The sequence below is a fragment of the Lacibacterium aquatile genome (assembly GCF_042683105.1).
Lineage (GTDB): Bacteria > Pseudomonadota > Alphaproteobacteria > Elsterales > Elsteraceae > Lacibacterium > Lacibacterium aquatile.
Genome location: NZ_JBHUIP010000013.1, coordinates 247,980 through 265,371, shown reverse-complemented (window position 1 = coordinate 265,371; position 17,392 = coordinate 247,980). Strand labels below are relative to the sequence as shown.

22 protein-coding genes are annotated in these 17,392 nt (G+C 59.2%); 4 read left to right on the top strand and 18 right to left on the bottom strand.

The window, feature by feature from the left end:
- Position 1 precedes the first annotated feature (1 nt).
- The 6 genes from ACFSM5_RS16490 to ACFSM5_RS16465 form a co-directional block, all read right to left on the bottom strand.
- Complete coding sequence (locus ACFSM5_RS16490; RefSeq protein ID WP_379877594.1) at positions 2-1,510, bottom strand: hypothetical protein; 1,509 nt, start codon at positions 1,508-1,510, stop codon at positions 2-4.
- A gap of 99 nt (positions 1,511-1,609) precedes the next feature.
- Complete coding sequence (locus tag ACFSM5_RS16485) at positions 1,610-2,140, bottom strand: MarR family winged helix-turn-helix transcriptional regulator (protein WP_379877593.1); 531 nt, start codon at positions 2,138-2,140, stop codon at positions 1,610-1,612.
- A gap of 132 nt (positions 2,141-2,272) precedes the next feature.
- On the bottom strand, positions 2,273-2,740 hold the full coding sequence (locus ACFSM5_RS16480; protein WP_379877592.1) for a molybdenum cofactor biosynthesis protein MoaE: 468 nt from the start codon (positions 2,738-2,740) through the stop codon (positions 2,273-2,275).
- Positions 2,733-2,984, bottom strand: coding sequence for a molybdopterin converting factor subunit 1 (moaD, locus tag ACFSM5_RS16475; protein ID WP_379877591.1), 252 nt, complete (start codon positions 2,982-2,984; stop codon positions 2,733-2,735). The genes ACFSM5_RS16480 and moaD overlap by 8 nt, the downstream gene beginning before the upstream one ends.
- 6 nt (positions 2,985-2,990) lie before the next feature.
- Positions 2,991-3,593, bottom strand: a complete 603-nt coding sequence (gene pgsA / locus ACFSM5_RS16470) for a CDP-diacylglycerol--glycerol-3-phosphate 3-phosphatidyltransferase (protein ID WP_379877590.1) — start codon at positions 3,591-3,593, stop codon at positions 2,991-2,993.
- A gap of 64 nt (positions 3,594-3,657) precedes the next feature.
- On the bottom strand, positions 3,658-4,488 hold the full coding sequence (locus ACFSM5_RS16465; RefSeq protein WP_379877589.1) for a DUF817 domain-containing protein: 831 nt from the start codon (positions 4,486-4,488) through the stop codon (positions 3,658-3,660).
- 172 nt (positions 4,489-4,660) lie between these two features.
- Between ACFSM5_RS16465 and ACFSM5_RS16460 the strand changes: the two genes are divergently transcribed.
- On the top strand, positions 4,661-5,416 hold the full coding sequence (locus tag ACFSM5_RS16460; RefSeq protein ID WP_379877588.1) for an SDR family oxidoreductase: 756 nt from the start codon (positions 4,661-4,663) through the stop codon (positions 5,414-5,416).
- Position 5,417: 1 nt separating this feature from the next.
- Positions 5,418-6,284 carry a hypothetical protein gene (locus tag ACFSM5_RS16455; protein ID WP_379877587.1) on the top strand — a complete coding sequence of 289 codons (867 nt, stop codon included), beginning with the start codon at positions 5,418-5,420 and terminating at the stop codon, positions 6,282-6,284.
- 4 nt (positions 6,285-6,288) lie between these two features.
- Here ACFSM5_RS16455 and uvrC read toward each other — a convergent pair whose 3' ends face one another.
- Positions 6,289-8,190 (bottom strand): excinuclease ABC subunit UvrC, encoded by a 1,902-nt coding sequence (gene uvrC / locus ACFSM5_RS16450; RefSeq protein WP_379877586.1) that lies wholly within the window; start codon positions 8,188-8,190, stop codon positions 6,289-6,291.
- Between the two features lie 330 nt (positions 8,191-8,520).
- Entirely contained in the window at positions 8,521-8,946 is a 426-nt protein-coding gene (gene folB / locus ACFSM5_RS16445; protein WP_379877585.1) for a dihydroneopterin aldolase, read from the bottom strand.
- A 95-nt stretch (positions 8,947-9,041) separates the two neighbouring features.
- On the opposite strand from folB, the gene ACFSM5_RS16440 reads away from it, so the two are divergent.
- On the top strand, positions 9,042-9,791 hold the full coding sequence (locus ACFSM5_RS16440; protein WP_379877584.1) for an SDR family oxidoreductase: 750 nt from the start codon (positions 9,042-9,044) through the stop codon (positions 9,789-9,791).
- On the opposite strand, the gene ACFSM5_RS16435 is transcribed toward ACFSM5_RS16440, so the two are convergent.
- From ACFSM5_RS16435 to purB, 10 genes are all read right to left on the bottom strand, one after another.
- The gene (locus ACFSM5_RS16435; protein ID WP_379877583.1) at positions 9,777-10,352 is read right to left on the bottom strand and encodes a HupE/UreJ family protein; all 576 of its coding nucleotides are present in this window, start codon (positions 10,350-10,352) and stop codon (positions 9,777-9,779) included. The two genes, ACFSM5_RS16440 and ACFSM5_RS16435, sit on opposite strands and share 15 nt — an antisense overlap.
- A gap of 13 nt (positions 10,353-10,365) precedes the next feature.
- Positions 10,366-10,998: an urease accessory protein UreG gene (ureG, locus tag ACFSM5_RS16430; RefSeq protein ID WP_379877582.1), complete on the bottom strand. Its 633-nt coding sequence runs from the start codon at positions 10,996-10,998 to the stop codon at positions 10,366-10,368.
- Positions 10,995-11,672, bottom strand: a complete 678-nt coding sequence (locus ACFSM5_RS16425) for an urease accessory protein UreF (RefSeq protein ID WP_379877581.1) — start codon at positions 11,670-11,672, stop codon at positions 10,995-10,997. The genes ureG and ACFSM5_RS16425 overlap by 4 nt, the downstream gene beginning before the upstream one ends.
- On the bottom strand, positions 11,672-12,175 hold the full coding sequence (ureE, locus tag ACFSM5_RS16420) for an urease accessory protein UreE (protein ID WP_379877580.1): 504 nt from the start codon (positions 12,173-12,175) through the stop codon (positions 11,672-11,674). Before ureE ends, ACFSM5_RS16425 begins: the two co-directional genes overlap by 1 nt.
- A gap of 8 nt (positions 12,176-12,183) precedes the next feature.
- Positions 12,184-13,890, bottom strand: coding sequence for an urease subunit alpha (gene ureC, locus ACFSM5_RS16415; protein WP_379877579.1), 1,707 nt, complete (start codon positions 13,888-13,890; stop codon positions 12,184-12,186).
- Between the two features lie 2 nt (positions 13,891-13,892).
- A complete protein-coding gene (locus tag ACFSM5_RS16410) occupies positions 13,893-14,198 on the bottom strand; it encodes an urease subunit beta (protein ID WP_379877578.1) in 306 nt (101 codons plus the stop codon).
- 10 nt (positions 14,199-14,208) lie between these two features.
- On the bottom strand, positions 14,209-14,511 hold the full coding sequence (locus tag ACFSM5_RS16405) for an urease subunit gamma (protein ID WP_379877577.1): 303 nt from the start codon (positions 14,509-14,511) through the stop codon (positions 14,209-14,211).
- A 19-nt stretch (positions 14,512-14,530) separates the two neighbouring features.
- The gene (locus tag ACFSM5_RS16400; RefSeq protein ID WP_379877576.1) at positions 14,531-15,391 is read right to left on the bottom strand and encodes an urease accessory protein UreD; all 861 of its coding nucleotides are present in this window, start codon (positions 15,389-15,391) and stop codon (positions 14,531-14,533) included.
- 43 nt (positions 15,392-15,434) lie between these two features.
- Positions 15,435-15,752 (bottom strand): hypothetical protein, encoded by a 318-nt coding sequence (locus ACFSM5_RS16395; protein ID WP_379877575.1) that lies wholly within the window; start codon positions 15,750-15,752, stop codon positions 15,435-15,437.
- Positions 15,753-15,813: 61 nt separating this feature from the next.
- On the bottom strand, positions 15,814-17,109 hold the full coding sequence (purB, locus tag ACFSM5_RS16390; RefSeq protein ID WP_379877574.1) for an adenylosuccinate lyase: 1,296 nt from the start codon (positions 17,107-17,109) through the stop codon (positions 15,814-15,816).
- A 100-nt stretch (positions 17,110-17,209) separates the two neighbouring features.
- Here purB and ACFSM5_RS16385 point away from each other — a divergent pair, with 100 nt between their 5' ends.
- Positions 17,210-17,389 carry a hypothetical protein gene (locus ACFSM5_RS16385; protein ID WP_379877573.1) on the top strand — a complete coding sequence of 60 codons (180 nt, stop codon included), beginning with the start codon at positions 17,210-17,212 and terminating at the stop codon, positions 17,387-17,389.
- Positions 17,390-17,392 lie beyond the last annotated feature (3 nt).

The following is a 17,392-nucleotide window of genomic DNA, read 5'->3' as shown; positions in this document are numbered from 1 at the left end:
GCTACCTCTTGGCGGGCATCGGAATATCCAATTCCCCCAGTTTCTGACGCAATTGCGCCAGATGTGCGTCACGCGCGGGTGCCGCCGGAATGCCTTCGAGGAACTTATCGATGAAATCAGGCTTATTGAGGTAGTGCTTCACGACCAGCTTGGCACGCTCGACATTGTCGCCGGGGATGAAAATCCCCTCGCGCACCAGATCGATCAAGGCCATCGCCTTGCGGGCGACCGTTGGAAACTGCTTGTCGAGATTGGCGAAGAACTTGCTCTCGACAATATAATCGGCCTGAACCTGCGCCATGCGCCCGGCCAACTCGACCTTCATGCCGCGCTCCAGCGGAGCGGCGACGATGGCCTGATAGAGGTTGGTCACCAGACGCACCTTGTGCACGCCCGTTCCCTCGCCCACCAGCAGGCGTCGGTGGAAATCCTCGTCCGCGAAATAGCGCTGCAGATGCCCTTCAAGCAGCCGCTTGTTACGCGGACCGAAGGTGACAGAATACAGCTCCAGCACCGCCAGGATACGGTCACCAAGGGTCGAGGCCGAGCGGATATAATCCGCCACATTTTCTTCGGTCAGGATGCGCTGCATCCGCTTGTCGACATATTCGAGCGATCGGCGCCCCCCCAGGATCCGCTCGCCCATGCGCAGGCGCATCAGGATCCCATGGGTGGCTTTGAGCTCATGGACCATATCGGCGGCAGCCAGCGGATTACGCGACGCGAGCGTCTGCACGATGGCAACTTCGAGCGCAGCCTTAGTTTCCGGCAGGTCGAGTGCCAGCATAAGCTTCTGGAACGTCGCGGCCATCGGCAGCGGCTCGCCGATCTTGTCGCGGCTGGGATACTGCTGCTTCAGGGTATCGATCAGATCATCGATCCGATCCTCAAGCGAGAGGCGGCGACCGAAGATCGTATCCTGGCCCATATCGCTGATCAGCAGTTCGGCCAACAGCGCATCGATCCATTTCAGGTCCGGACCATTTCCGACTTCCTGAGCCAACGCCATGACCTTATCGAGCTTATCTACCCAGGTCCGGCAAGTGATCAGATATTCGGTCAGCATACGGTTGATGCGCATGCTGGCCTTGTCGGCCGAAACTCCGGAGGAAAGACGCTGCACCGAAGCGGCGAACTTACCCGCAGATAGTTCGGCCGGCGGCTCGCCCTTTTCCACTTCGCGGATAAAGGTCCCGCCCTCGTCCAGCAGCTTCTGAAGATCCCGGGCCCGGTCGCGCGTCGGCATGCCCAACGCCCGTCCCTGGGCAACCGCAGCACGTTCCATGATATCGCGCATCAAGGTACCCGCGCTTTCAAGGCGCAATTGATGGCGCGAAGAATGCAGCAGTTCCGTTGGCGTCAATACCAGTTGATCCAGAAACGAACGCGACAAAGTCCCGATCATTCCGCGCGAAGGGGGCTGATAGAGATCATCGACAGTCGCGCAGATCGCCACGCGCTGCTCTTCTCCCGCTTCGCTTTTCTGAGGGCTCGTCGTCGTTTCAGACATGGATCAGGTGCGGTTCTCGCAAGTGACTGGATTTGGACTAACCCGATTTCCTTACCGGGAGATTAACTCTTACCATTTTAGGGAAACGCTCGCCAAGCCTCAGCCGCTTCCCCGCATGCGAGAAGGTGCAGAAACTGGCACAGGCTGCGATGGGGCGCGGAATCTCTTGCGATCATCCTCGTTGATAATCCCCAGCATCACCTTGCGGAACCCTTCGACAGCAGCAGCACCTGCACCACGATAGGCACGGGCGATAACCGCGCGCTGATTTTCCGACAGTTGCCGCTCAAGCTCCAGCCCTTTCGGGGTAAGTTCAAGCAGACGCTGACGACGGTCACGCAGTCCCTGGCGTTGAGCGATATATTCCTGATCGATCAACTGCCCCAGCACACGACTGAGCGACTGCTTGGTAATCTTCAGGATACCCAGCAGATCGCTGACCGTGATGTTGGGGTAGCGACCGACGAAATAGATTACCCGATGATGGGCGCGGCCGAAATTCGATTTCGCCAGAATGGCGTCGGCTTCACAGGTAAAATCGCGATAAGCATAGAAAATCAGCTCCATCGCCTGACGCAGCTCTTCTTCACGCAAGAAGAGTTGGTTAAAGCCCCCTTTTATGTCGCTCATTCTTATCAGCCCTTAGTGAAGCCTGTTTTTTTCCGAGCCGTCGTCGCCTGTTTTTATGGTCGACGTTAAGCCCGGTTCTCCCGGCTGCTATGGTAGCTGAACACCGAAGCGGAAAATAGGCCCGAAAGGTGACTATTCCTGCCGCCAGCGATTGGCGGCAGCATCATCCGAAGCCTTTGCATCCACCCATCGTTCGCCATCGGGCGTTTCTTCGAGTTTCCAGAAGGGGGCGGAGGTCTTGAGCCAATCAATCAGGAACCAGCAGGCCTCGAAAGCGGCTGCCCTATGAGGGGAGGCCGCTGCCGTCAGGACAATCGGCTCGCCCGGCAGCATTCGCCCCACCCGATGGACAATCCGAGCGGATGTCAGATCCCAGCGGGTGACCGCCTCCCGGCAGATCTCGGCAAGGCGCTTCTCGGTCATGCCGGGATAATGCTCAAGAGTGAGGGCCGTCACCGCCTCGTCGGAGGCGAAATCGCGAACCAGCCCGACAAAGCAGGCAACGCCGCCGATATCGCTGCGACCGTCGGTCATGGCAGACAGTTCGGCGCCCGGATCGAAGGCCGCCTCCTGCACGCGGATCTCGAAGCGATCAGCCACCGGTCACCGGCGGGAATAGAGCGATCTCCCGCGCGCCCAGGATAGGGGCATCGAACTCGGCAAACTCCTGATCGATGGCAGCACGCAAGCCTTCAAGATCTTCCAGCGCCGCCGCATGCCCTTCGGAGAGAGACCGGAGATGAGTGACGAGGTCGCCAAGTGTCGTGACGGTGGCAGGAAGCACAATGTCCTCCGAAGCCTTGCCAATCTGACGGCGCAACCAGGCGAAATAGAGGATCCGCACGTCGGATCAGCCGACGCTGCCGACCGGCTTCGAAGGCGTCGGCGCCGCAGCTTCCTCACGGGTCATATGCTTCAGACCCGAACGCAGATAATCCCAACCCGTGACCAGAGTCAGCAGGGCCGCAATCCCCAGGCCGATCTCGCCGATCAAGACCCAGGGCATACCCCAGGGGCCGAACGGGCCGACGATACAGACACCGAGGGCGACCATCTGGATGCCCGTCTTCCATTTGGCAAGGCGCGAAACGGGGACACTAATCGCGGTCTTGGCCAGGAACTCCCGCAGGCCCGACACCATGATTTCGCGGCAAAGGATGACAAGCGCTGAGATGACGGCCCAACCGTCGATGCGATTCTGGGCAACCAGCAGCAGCAGAACGGCTGCCACCAGCAGCTTATCGGCAATCGGGTCAAGGAATTTACCGAACTCGGAATCCTGCCCCCAGTTGCGGGCAACATAGCCATCCAACCAATCCGTCGCGCAGGCAATGGCGTAAACCGCCCAAGCGCTCCAGGCCCCTACCGGCCCCTGTACATATAGCAGCACACTCACCGCCGGAATGGCGGCAATGCGCGACAGGGTCAGAATATTGGCCAGCGAATAGGTCATTAAAAACTCCCGGGTCCGGCATCTTAGCGAGGCTGATGTAATAGGTTCTAGTTAATTCTGTGCGTCAGCCGCGCTCTGCAAGGGGGGAGGCATTCGGCGGTTCGGGCCGATGGAACAGCGAAACCAAAACGAAGCTCACAAACAGTAACAGGAACCAGGATCCGAGCTTTCCCCAAGACACGAGATGCCAGCCCGCCTTTTGTCCCGCGTATGCCCAGGTGCCGGAGTTGGTGCCCACATTCTCCCCGACCCAAACAAAGAAGGCGACCAGCAGGGTGGAGAGCAGCAGCGGCATGCGACGCGGCACCTTATCGACCGTGAAATAGATCCAGCAACGGCAATAGAGCACCCCCGCAAAGGCAAACAATCCGATGCGGATATCCACCACATAATGGTGAGTGAAGAAATTGATATAGATCAGGACCGCCAGCACCACCGTTGCCCAGAAAGGCGGATAGTGGCTGTAGCGCAGATCGAAGAGCCGGGTGACACGCGCGATATAGCTGCCGACACAGGCATACATGAAACCCGAAAAGAGCGGCACACCGCCAAGCCGGAAGAAGGCCTCCTCGGGATAGATCCAGGATCCTGCAGCCGTCTTGAAGACCTCCATCGCCGTGCCGACCACGTGGAAGAGGAAGATGACCTTGGCCTCCTGCCAGCTTTCGAGCTTGGCCAGGATCAACAACCCTTGGAGAACAAAAGCCGCCAGGAACAGAAAGTCATAACGATGCAGCGCCCAATCGGGCTGCCACAGCAGCTTGGTGGCGATGATCAGCGCCAGCATTGCCCCGCCGAACAGGCAGGCCCAGGCCTGCTTGAGACCGAAGATCAGAAACTCCCTGGCGAATTGACCTAGGGGCGAGCGGGCAGCGGAAATTATAAGCAGGGTCATGTCAGCCGAGAGGATGTAGGACCACTCAATCTCACAGCGCGAATATTGCAAAAAGATGGCGCCCTACAACGTGCAAGCATGCTTGCCCTTGACACAGCCACCCCCTTAATCTGCCTCGCACTCCGATTTGCGATCAGAACTTATCCTGAAGGCAGTCTAGAAAAGACCTATCATGCAAAGTGACAAATGGCTTTTGATTACCGGATCGGCCGTAAGGCTCGGGCGGGAGATCGCCCTGGCTGCAGCTCAAGCCGACTGGGGTGTCATCCTTCACTACCGGGGGTCATCTCAAGAAGCCTCTGAAACCCTCCAGTTGCTCCGCGATGCAAACCGAAAGGCTGTCGCCGTCCAAGGGGACCTTCAGAACCCGGCAGGTATCGATGCCTTCTTTTCAGAAGCCCTGAGCCTTTCCAACGGTCGTATTGGCGCCCTGGTCAATAGCGCCTCACGCTTTGAATGGGATGACCTTGACAGCGCATCCCTGCAAACCTTCCAAGACCACATGAACGTTAACGTCTATGCACCGCTTCTGCTGTGCCGACTTTTTGCGCGCCATCTGCCCAACGACCTGATGGGTAACATCGTCAATATATTGGACTTCAAGCTTAGCAATCCAAACCCGGATCACTTGTCTTACACACTGTCTAAATATGCCCTGGCCGGTCTGACGCAGATATTGGCACGCCAGCTCGCTCCCGGAATCCAGGTCAATGCAGTCGCGCCGGGCTATATGTTGCCTGCCCCCGGACAAAGCGACGAGGAATTCCAGGAGAAAAGCAAGAGAACTCCCCTCAAGCGTTCAGCAAAGCTTGAAGACGTCGTAGATGCAGTGAGTTTTCTTCTGAACAATCAATCGATCACCGGGCAAACGCTGACGATAGATTGCGGGCTCAGCTTCAATAGTCTACATCAGGACATAGGACGCTAAGATGATCGAATCGAAAAATATTATCTATTTACCGTCCAAGATCAAAATAGCACTGACCGGGCTTCTGATCACACTTTTCTTAGCTTCCTTGTTCGTGTCCATCGTCCTTGTCCTGACGGAAGATAAGACAGATACAATTCTATTCTGCCTATCCCTCGCCCAACTGACCTGCGGCGCGATCCTCGTCGGTGCCATAGCGATCTATTCCGAGCGCGACGCCGGTATCAAAGTTATTCGCGGCCAGGCAAACGACTTCCTCGACATAACTGTGGCCGAAGCACTGGAACAGGTGTCAATCACCGACGACAGGCATCAGAATTTTCACTTCTTCAAACTCGATAAACCATCAGATGGTCAGCCAAACTCACAAAAGCGAGATATCTTTGGCAGGATCTATTCAGGAAAATTCATCGATCAAAATGGAACGGAAATCCGCTTCAAACTCTGGTGCGGTCTTAATGTCTATCGGATCTTCGCCATCTATTGGCTCAAGAACGATTTTCTCAACCCCAGTTTTGTGGATTGGCGGAAGCATAATACCGAGCATTATGAATCGATCGAAGATGATCCGACCGAGCAAGCCCTTGCCATCGCCTATTCCGCATGGTTACAGAGTCAGGTCTTCAAATTTACTTTCGGCAGTATCGATAAGCTTGGTTTCTCAACCAATTTTGAGCCCGTCCGGTGCGACTCGGAGTGGTACACGTCGATGTGGTTTACTGTAACCACCGACCAGGACCTGCTGGCGAATCCTTCGCTTAAGTTGTTTTGGGCACAGGATCTGGCAATGATGACCGAATCCTATGTGCGCACAGCTCTACGCCAAGGACTGAACATTGATTCCCCAATAGATCCGGGGCCTTTGTAAGCCCTTAATCATGATGAAAAAAACCATAGACCTTTTGGGCCACTGACGAACTGATACCCGGCACCTTTTCCAAGTCCGCCAAGCCTGCTCGCTTGATCGCCTTGACCGACCCGAAGTGCAGAAGCAGTGCCTTGCGTCGTGCAGCGCCTATTCCCGGGACCTCATCAAGTTCTGAACGGGACATTGCGTTCTGGCGCCGCGCCCTGTGGCTGCCGATGGCAAAACGATGAGCTTCGTCTCGCAAGCGCTGCAGGAAATAGAGCACCGGATCCTTGGGCTCCAATTGGAAAGGCGCCTTGCCGGGCAGGAAGAACTTCTCCCGCCCGGCATCGCGATCCGGCCCCTTGGCGATAGAGACAACGGCCAGATCGGAAAGGTCCAGTTCCTCCAGCACCTCGATAGCCACTTTAAGCTGCTGCTCGCCGCCATCAATCATCACCAGATCGGGCCAGCCTGAACCGGAGCGCTCAGGGTCTTCCTTGATCTGGCGCCCAAAGCGGCGGGTCAGAACCTCGCGCATCATGGCGTAGTCGTCACCGGGCGCGATATCCCCCTTGATGTTGAATTTGCGGTAGGCCGTCTTGGTGAAGCCTTCAAGCCCGGCGACGATCATGCCACCCAACGCGTTTGTGCCCTGGATATGACTGTTGTCATAAACCTCGATCCGTTCCGGCACCTCGGCCAGTTCGAACAGCGCCTGTACCCCCTCCAGCAACCGCCGCTGGGAGGAGCTTTCCGCCAGCCGCCGTCCTAGGGCCTCGCGGGCGTTGGTCAGCGCATGCTCCAGCACAGCCCGCTTGTCGCCACGCTTAGGGGCATGCAGTTGCACCTTGCGCCCCGCCCGTACCGACAAAGCCTCGGACAACAATTCGGCCTCTGCTGGCTCTTCGGAGAGCAGCAACAGCGGCGAGGGCTGTTTGTCGGCATAGAACTGCCCCAGGAAGGCCGCCAAAATCTCGTCCGTCGCCAGAGTCTTGTCATGAGCGGGGAAATAGGCGCGATTGCCGAAGTTGGTGCCGCCCCGGAAGAAGAAGACCTGGATGCAGGTCTGACCACCCGCCTGATGCAGGGCGATGATGTCCGCGTCCCCCACCCCTTCGATATGGATCTCCTGATGGGCCTGGATGGCCGTCAGCGCCCGGATACGGTCGCGGAACTTTGCCGCCTGCTCGAAATCCATCTCGTCAGACGCCGCCTGCATCTTGGCGACAAGATCGTCCTGTACCTCGCGGCTATGGCCGGAGAGGAAACTCTTCGTCTGATCGACCAGGGCGCGATAATCCTCTGCGCTGATCCGGTCGACACACGGGGCTGAGCAACGCTTGATCTGATATTGCAGACAAGGGCGCGTACGGGCCGAAAAAATGGCGTCGCTACAGTTTCGCAACAGGAACGCTCGCTGCAGTGCAATGATGGTGGAATTGACGGCACCAGCCGCCGCAAATGGCCCGAAGTAATCGCCAGCTTGCGATCTTGCCCCGCGATGTTTCGTGATTTGTGGAAAGGGATGGTCACCGGTTAAAAGAATATGCGGGAAGCTTTTGTCGTCGCGCAGCAAGACATTGTAGCGCGGCTCCAGCTTTTTGATCAGATTGGATTCCAGAAGAAGCGCTTCGACCTCGGTATGCGTGGTAACGACTTCCATAGAAGCCGTTTCCGATACCATGCGACGAATGCGGTTCGACAGATTTCCGTAGCTTGTATAGTTGGCGACGCGGCGTTTCAAATTGCGCGCCTTACCGACATACAGAACATCGCCTTCGCGATTCATCATTCGGTAAACGCCAGGGTTCCCCGACAGGGTTTCCACCACAGAAATGATTACCGCCGCCCCACGATCAAAGGAGACAACTGGCTCCTCGGCGGTTTGTTCGCCTGTCAATGATAAAGCAGTTTCTTTAACCATTTTTAGCTGTCATGAAACGGAAATCGTGATGACTCAATGGGATGGCGAGGGATACCGCGACAATCCACCGAACCTGTGGATAACTCTGTGGGCAAGGAGAGTGTCATCTAGGTGGAATTGTGGCAAACCCTAGGGTCTTGGCGCAATGCCCATTTTTAAGGCACAAGAATTAACCTATTGTTTTTGCTTGCCTTTACAAGCCACCCAGGTTCAAAGACTCCTTCAGATAAAAGCGACGCTTAAGGCACCAATCGCTATCAAAACCCTTGACAGAGATTCAGCAGGGCTGTGAACAAATAGCCTTGACAGGGGTAGCGCTTTGGCGGGTGATCAGGCTCCGCTAGCGACGCGCTCGATCTCAATTCCGACACCACCCGTATCTGGCATGATGTCAAGCTTTTCAACGCGAATGCGAGCGACTCTCACCCGATAATCGACCAAGCAGGCCGCCGCTATACGCTCAGCCAGCGTCTCCACAAGATTCACATGACCGCTCGCGACGATCGCACGGATACGCTGAGCCAGGGTATCGTAACTCACGACATCCTCCAACCGGTCGGTCAGGAACGCCTGGTTATCCATTACCATTAGATCGACATTGATCCGAATTCGCTGCGCCGCACCATGTTCGTGAGCGTAGGCACCAATGTTTGCCATCAGAACCAAGTCTCGAATAAACATGCGATGCATGCCTCTGCGCGGCGATGGCATGTCATCGGCGCCATGAATGGCGGCTATCGGGCTTCGGCTGGTCATCATGGAGTGCCGGATATAGGCCGAACGCCGCACAAGGTCAAGACGACGCGCGAGACCATTTCCATCGCCCTCCCCCTATGGTATCCCCACTTCCTATGAGTTCAAGAACAGCTCTTGTCACCGGAGCGGGTCGCCGAATTGGTGCCGCCATAGCCAAGCGCTTAGCCGCCAATGGCGCTCGCGTCGTCATACACTGTCACGCGTCACGCAACGAGGCTGATGCGGTTGCTGCGGAAATCGGCACCAATGCCGCCGTCGTACAGGCAGACCTGTCGAATGAGGCCGACGTCGATACATTGATTGCCAAGGCCGCCACCTGCTTCGGGCCACTCGACGTGCTGATCAACAACGCCTCGACCTTTACCAACGACGATATTCATCGCGTGACCTGGGAAAGCTGGCACCAGAATATCCAGGTCAATGCCGCCGCCCCGCTTTTCCTGTCGAAACATTTCGCGGCCCAGGCACCGGATGGCGCTGTGATCGTGAATATCCTGGATCAGAAGGTGCTGCAGCTAAACCCGGACTTCATCAGCTATACGATGGGGAAAGTAGCGCTCCAGGGGCTGACGACCATGCTGGCGATGGGGCTAGCCCCGAAGATCCGCGTCAATGGCATTGCGCCGGGCTTGACCTTGATCAGCGGCAAGCAGACCCCTGAAAGGTTTGCCCAGGCCCAGGCTGCTGCCCCGCTGGGTTATTCTTCGACGCCTGAAGAGATCGCGAGCGGGGTGCAGTTCATTCTGGACACCCCCGCCATGACCGGATCGATCCTGGCGATAGACGGCGGGGAGAGCCTGGTCAGCCGCCCCCGCGACGCCTTCTTTCATCTAGGCGGCAAATAGCGCCAGGCCTGTCAAAGCCACGAGCCCACCGGCAGTTCGCAGAACGATCCCCGAAAGCCGCGTGGCAGCCAGACCGCCGAAAACACCGACCAGATGCAGTGCGCCGGTTGCAATCAGGAAACCAAGACCATAAAGCGTGGGCGCCGCCAGCTCGGGCATCTCGGTGCCGTGGGCATGGCCATGGAACAGGGCGAAGGCACCGACGACAGCCATAGCAACGGTGGTGGGGAGCTGACGGCCGATGGCAACGGCCAGTCCGAGTACGACGATGGAGCCGGTTATGCCGGCTTCCACCAGAGGAATCCCGATTCCAGCAAGGGATACACCCGCCCCAATGGCCATAGCAGTCATGAAGGCGACAGGCAGCGACCAGAGAGCCTTGGCGTTGCTGAGATGCAGCTGTGCTGCCCAAAGGCCAACGGCCACCATCGCCAGCACGTGATCAAGGCCGAAGATCGGGTGTGACAAGCCGTCGATGAACCCTCCCTCGGAATGGCCGGTATGGGCCAGGGCGGGACCGGCGACAAGAGCAAGCGCGGCGGCGAGTGCAAGACGACGCATAGTATCCTCCGATTTAGGCGGTCGTGCGGACGGGCAAGCCACCGCGCTCAACGATGAATTTCGCAACGGCTTCGACACCGTCCAGTTTCTTGAGGTTGGAGAAGATGAAGGGCCGCTCGCCCCGCATCTTCTTGGCATCGCGGTCCATCACCGACAGGTCCGCACCGACAAGCGGCGCCAGATCCGTCTTATTGATCACCAGCAGATCGGAGCGCGTGATACCCGGCCCGCCCTTGCGGGGGATCTTGTCGCCTGCCGACACATCGATGACATAGACCGTAAGGTCGGCGAGTTCCGGCGAGAAGGTGGCGGCCAGATTATCGCCGCCGCTTTCGATGAAGATCAGTTCCAGGCTGGGGAACTTGCCGCACATCTCCTCAACCGCGACGAGGTTGATCGAGGCGTCTTCCCGGATCGCCGTATGGGGACAGCCGCCGGTTTCCACGCCGGTGATCCGGTCGGCATCCAAGGCACCCGCGCGGGTCAGAAACTCCGCATCTTCACGGGTATAAATGTCGTTGGTGACGACGGCGAGGTCGTAGGCCTGACGCATATGTTTGCACAGCCGCTCGACCAGGGCCGTCTTGCCAGACCCGACCGGGCCGCCGATGCCGACACGCAGTGGACCGTTGGAGGATACGCTCATGACCGAAACAACCTCGTATGTTGAGTTTCATGGGCCATCGACGCGATATCGAGCAGCGGCGCCGCGCTGCCCAGATCGTCGAGGCTGGCCAGGGATGCCTCATGGGCGACCTCGGCAATCTTCTTCTCCAGGGATGCCTGGATGCGCTGACCATCGGTCTGGCCCAGCGGCACTAACCGCACTGCCGCCGAAATCAGGTTCCCGGCAAAAGCCGTCAGATAGGCAGGAAGCATGACGGCAAGCGGCAGATGCGGAGCAGCCGCTACCCCCAGTGCAATCGGATAAGCCAGCGGCCTGCCGTCAACCAGCCCCGCCAGGGCTTCGAGCGCAGGATCCGGCCATGTCTTGCGGGTGATGTCGAGGAAGGCCTTGCCCTGCTGGCGGGATTCAAGCGCCGTTTCGGATGTGGAGCGCCAAGCCGCCCCCAGATCGATCAGATGATCGACAGCAGGCCAATCTCCCATCTCTGTTGCCCGATGCGCCTCGGCCAGTAGGATCGAGTCGTTCCATCCGGCGCCGTCAACCAGGACCGTCGCGATATAATCGGCGGCCTGCTGCCATGTGACGACGCGCCCCGTCTCCACCGCCCATTCGATGCCATGGCTATAGCTGAAGGCCCCGACCGGATAGGCGGGTGACAGCCATGTCAGCAGACGGGTGAGACCTGCGATCATCAGTGGTGATGCCCATGGTGGTGATCGTGTTCATGGTCGTGATGATCGTGATGGCTGTGCCCATGCCCGCCGCGTGAGCTATAGGCCCCGCCCTCCGGCCGGAAAGGCTTCTCGACCTTCACGGGCGAAAGGCCAAGCCCCTTCAGCATGTCTTCGAGCACATGGTCATAGAGAATGCGGATACAGGTCGGCGTCAGTTCGGCGGCAAGATGCCGATTGCCGATATGCCAAGCGGCCCGTAGCAGGGCGTGCTGATCTGCTTCGATCTCCAAAAGCGGTTCGTCCTTGGCCGTCACCACGATCTTGCGGCCGTCTTCGAGCAACAGCCCGTCACCATCTTCCAACACGGTCGCCTGGGGCAGATCGAGCAGGAATTCCGTCCCTCCGTCGCAGGTGAGATGGATGCGGCGGCGATGCCGGTCCTGGTAATCCAGCGTTACCCGGTCGGTCGCCTTAGCCGGGGCCCAGTGCCCCTTGCGCAGGACTTCGGTCGCGCGTGCCATCATGCCCTCTAGAACAGGAAGTAGCGCTGCGCCATCGGCAGCACTTTTGCGGGTTCGCAGGTCAGAAGCTCACCATCCGCCCGCACCTCGTAGGTCTCGGGATCGACGGTGATCTTGGGCAGCAGATCGTTGAGCTTCATGTCCTTCTTGCCGACCGTCCGGGTGTTCTTCACCGCCGACAGGGGGCGCGAGAGGCCAAAGCGGCTGCCGATATCATTTTCCAGCCCCGCCTGACTGACGAACAGCAGCGACGATTGCAGGTTCGAGCGGCCAAAGCTGCCCCACATGGGACGGTAGTGAACTGGCTGCGGCGTCGGGATCGAGGCATTGGGATCACCCATCGGCGCCGCGGCGATGGTGCCGGACTTCAGGATCATCTCCGGCTTCACGCCAAAGAAAGCGGGCTGCCAGATCACGATATCGGCAAGCTTACCCACTTCGATGGAGCCGACTTCGTGGCTGATGCCCTGCGCGATAGCGGGGTTGATCGTATATTTGGCGATGTAGCGCTTGGCGCGCAGATTGTCGTTGCCGCTTTCACCCGGCAGATTGCCGCGCTGCTTCTTCATCTTGTCGGCGGTCTGCCAAGTGCGGATTGCAACCTCCCCCACCCGCCCCATGGCCTGACTGTCGGAGGAGATGATGGAGAAGGCACCGATATCATGCAGGATGTCTTCGGCTGCAATCGTCTCCTTGCGGATCCGGCTTTCGGCAAAGGCGACGTCTTCAGGGATCCGCGCATCCAGGTGATGGCAAACCATCAGCATGTCGAGATGCTCTTCGAGCGTATTGACCGTGTAGGGCCGGGTCGGATTGGTCGAAGACGGGATGACGTTCGCCTCGCCTGCCAACCGGATGATATCCGGCGCATGGCCACCGCCCGCGCCTTCTGTATGGAAGGCATGGATGGTGCGACCCTTGAAAGCGTCGATGGTGCTTTCGACGAAGCCGCTTTCATTGAGCGTATCGGTATGGATCGCGACCTGGATGTCATAGAGGTCGGCAACCGATAGGCAGGTATCGATGGCGGCGGGCGTCGTGCCCCAATCCTCATGAAGTTTCAGACCACAGGCCCCCGCCTTGATCTGCTCCTCCAACCCTGCCGGAAGCCCTGCATTACCCTTGCCGAAGAATCCGAGATTCATCGGAAAAGCTTCGGCCGCCTGCATCATGCGCATCAGATGCCAGGGGCCTGGCGTGCAGGTGGTGGCAGCGGTGCCCGCGGCTGGCCCGGTGCCGCCGCCCATCATGGTGGTGATGCCGGAATAAAGCGCCTCGTCGATCTGCTGCGGGCAGATGAAGTGGATATGGACATCGATGCCACCGGCGGTGACGATGCGCCCCTCACCCGCAATGATTTCCGTTCCCGGGCCGATGATGATGTCGATGCCGGGCTGTGTATCCGGGTTACCGGCCTTGCCGATGCCCGCGATCCGTCCGTCCTTCAAGCCGATGTCGGCCTTGACGATGCCCCACCAGTCGAGGATCAGCGCATTGGTGATGACGGTATCGACCGCACCGCCCTCGCGCGTCACCTGGGACTGGCCCATGCCGTCGCGGATGACCTTGCCCCCGCCGAACTTCACTTCCTCGCCCCGGATCGTGTGATCCTTTTCGACCTCGATGATCAGGTCGGTATCGGCAAGACGCAGCTTGTCGCCCACAGTAGGGCCATACATGGCAGCATAGGAACGCCGGTCAATTGTGTAGGCCATGTTTAGAGCGCTCCCATCACATCGCCGCGGAACCCATAGATCTCGCGTTTGCCGCCAAAAGCCACGAGACGGACGGTCCGGGTCTGGCCCGGCTCGAACCGCACAGCCGTCCCTGCTGGAATATCCAGACGGAAGCCACGAGTTTTGGTCCGCTCGAACGCAAGGCCGGGGTTGGTCTCGAAGAAGTGATAATGGCTGCCGACCTGCACCGGACGGTCACCCGTATTGGAAACCGTCACTTCCACAGTCTCGCGGCCCTCGTTCAGCACCAGATCGCCGGTACCGGGGATGAGTTCGCCTGGGATCATCTCGGCTCTCCTAGCGGATCGGATTATGGACGGTGACGAGCTTGGTGCCGTCGGGGAAGGTCGCTTCCACCTGGATGTCATGGATCATCTCGGGGATGCCCTCCATGACCTGCGCCCGCGTGATGACCTTGGCCCCCGCCTGCATCAGATCGGCGACCGAGCGGCCGTCTCGGGCGCCCTCCACGACAAAATCGGTGATGAGCGCGATGGCTTCGGGATGATTGAGCTTCACGCCGCGCTCCAGGCGACGGCGCGCCACTATCGCCGCCATAGCGACCAGCAGCTTGTCCTTCTCACGCGGGGTCAGATTCATTGAACGCTCGCTCCCTCAATCATGTCGCCCACACGCGCGGCAAACGCGCCGGACGTCCTAATTCTGCTCTCGCCGCCTCGGTCATCGTCACCAGGGCCGCGCGCACCAGGGCAGCATCCGGCCCGGCGATCCGCGCAATGACCAGGCTTCCCAAGGCCGTAACCCCGCCTAGCGTTCCCGAATGCAAGGCCGGAGCCAGAACAGCGCGCAGCCGGTCGCGCGCCCCTTCGGCCTCGACCCCATGCATCACCAATGTCGCCAAGGCTTTCGCCCCGCCGAAGCCATGCTGGGCAGCCAATGTTTCCTGGATGTTGCCGAGAAGGCGCAAACCGTCCGCCCACAGCAGACGCCCGTCACGGTATAGCTGCCAACGGTCATTGAGCATGCCCATAGTGACGCTCTCGCCATGGGCAGATCGCCCAAAAAACAGGCAATCCACCATCAGCAGGCGGCTGGTCGCGGTCAGATGAATATCGGTTCGACGTTTAAGGCGGCTGCCTTCGAACAGGATCTGCTCCTGAGGCAGCATCTCCAGCGTGGCGCCGGCTCCAACAGAGAAGACCTGTGTCATCTCGGTCGGAGTATCGTCGCTGGACTTATAGTGCTTTTCGGCGGCCTGGGAGGTCACGACGGCTTCCGCGCCAGCCTGTACGGCGACGGCAAGCTGCATCCGGTCGCCACCTGTGAGGCCGCCGCTGGTCGTAACCAGAACAGCTTCAGGAATATCCTCGCCGCCGGGGAACAGAACCTTGGCAGGACTGCGTTGATAGAGATCGGCCAGCGCTGACACTCCGTCCTCGCGCCTGGCAAAGACGATACGCGCGGCACCATCGGCACGCTGCATCGGGGAGGAGGAGAAAATACGCGGGGCAGATGTCATCACCCACCCGGCTCCGCAAGGACCGTGCCGGTCTAATAGGGCATCACCAGAATCGATATTCCGGTGGCAGAAAAACGAAAAGGGCATGTGCAAGCCAAGCTAACCAGAGACCAACGACCACACGCTTCGGCTCAGCAAGCATCATATCCGCTTCGGCACGCCCTTGCCGCCCCACCCACCCATAGGCGTTGGGATTGGCAAAACGGCTGCTCGAATCTTGGGGGTGTTTCTGGCGTTGGATCTCCGCAAAAACCTCCCGCGATGATCTGTGCAGAAGAACGAAGGTCCCGATCAGGGAAAAGAGAGCCTGAATGACCAGTAGAAAATGCGCACGAAGGAGTACGGAAATCAGATCCAGCATGTGCGCCCCCTTAAAACACCCCGCCACCTAGGATTGCAGATGGCGGGGATATTTCAAAGGTTTACTCGCCAAACACCCGCTTGAAGATGGTGTCCACGTGCCGCGTGTGCTGGCCGAGGTCGAAGAGTTTGTCGAGGTCGGCGGGCTTCAGGAACTGCGCAACTTCCTCGTCGGCAGCCAGCAGTGCCTTGTAGTTTTTGGAATTGAGCCAGCTGTCCATGGCGTTGCGCTGGACAGCCTTGTAAGCGCCCTCGCGGCTCATGCCCTTCTGGGTCAGTTCCAGCAGAACTTGCTGCGAATGGACGAGACCACCCAGCATATCCAGGTTCGCCTGCATGCGATCGGGATAGACCACCAGCTTGTCGACGACCGAGGCCAGACGGGCCAAGGCGAAGTCGAGGGTCACGGTCGCGTCCGGGCCGATCATGCGTTCGACCGAGGAGTGGCTGATGTCACGCTCGTGCCAGAGAGCGACGTTTTCCATGGCAGGAACCACAGCGGCGCGGACGATACGGGCAAGACCGCAGAGGTTTTCGGTCAGCACCGGGTTGCGCTTGTGCGGCATGGCCGACGAGCCCTTTTGGCCCGGCGAGAAATATTCCTCGGCCTCACGCACTTCGGTGCGCTGCAGATGGCGGATCTCGGTCGCCAGATGTTCGACGGACGAGGCAATGACGCCCAGCGCGGCAAAGAAAGCGGCGTGGCGGTCGCGCGGGATGACCTGTGTCGACATCGGCTCGGGCTTCAGGCCCAGCTTGGCGGCCACATATTCTTCGACGTAGGGATCGAGGTGGGCGAAGGTGCCGACGGCGCCGGAGATGGCGCATGTCGCGATCTCTTCACGGGCAGCGACTAGACGCTTCCGGCCACGGTCGAACTCGGCATAGAAACCGGCCAGCTTCAGGCCGAAGGTCACTGGCTCGGCATGGATACCGTGGCTGCGGCCGACCATCACCGTGTCCTTATGCTCGTAGGCGCGCTTCTTCAGCGCCGCCAGCACAGCGTCCATGTCTTCGAGCAGAATATCGCAGGCCTGGGTCAGCTGAACCGCAAGGCAGGTGTCGAGTACGTCGGACGAGGTCATGCCCTGATGCACGAAGCGCGCTTCCTCGCCGACATATTCGGCAAGGTTGGTCAGGAAGGCGATGACGTCATGCTTCGTCTCAGCCTCGATCTCTTCGATGCGCGCGACGTCGAAATTGCCCCGCGCGCGAACCGCGACCGGCACTTCCTTCGGGATGGTTCCAAGCTCGGCCATGGCCTCTGCCGCCAGGGTCTCGATCTCCATCCAAATTTTGTAACGGTTCTCGGAGTCCCAGATTGCGGTCATCCGGGGGCGGCTATAGCGAGGGATCATGACAGGGACCTTATTTGTGACACATATTTTAGGGGACGATGACGCTGCACTGCGGCATACTTGTCAACATCACCGGCACAAGACCGGCGGAGGATTAACGATGTCTCCATATTATGCAACCCATGCCGGACTGCTGCGTTACGTAGCCGAGGAATTTTCAGCCCTTTCGGGGCAGGATCCCGTGCATGGAGACAAACTCGCGCTGTATGCCGATATCCTGAAGCATATGATCGACGAGCTTTCCGACCCTTCGGCCCGGACGCCCGCCGTCGCGGAATAGCCG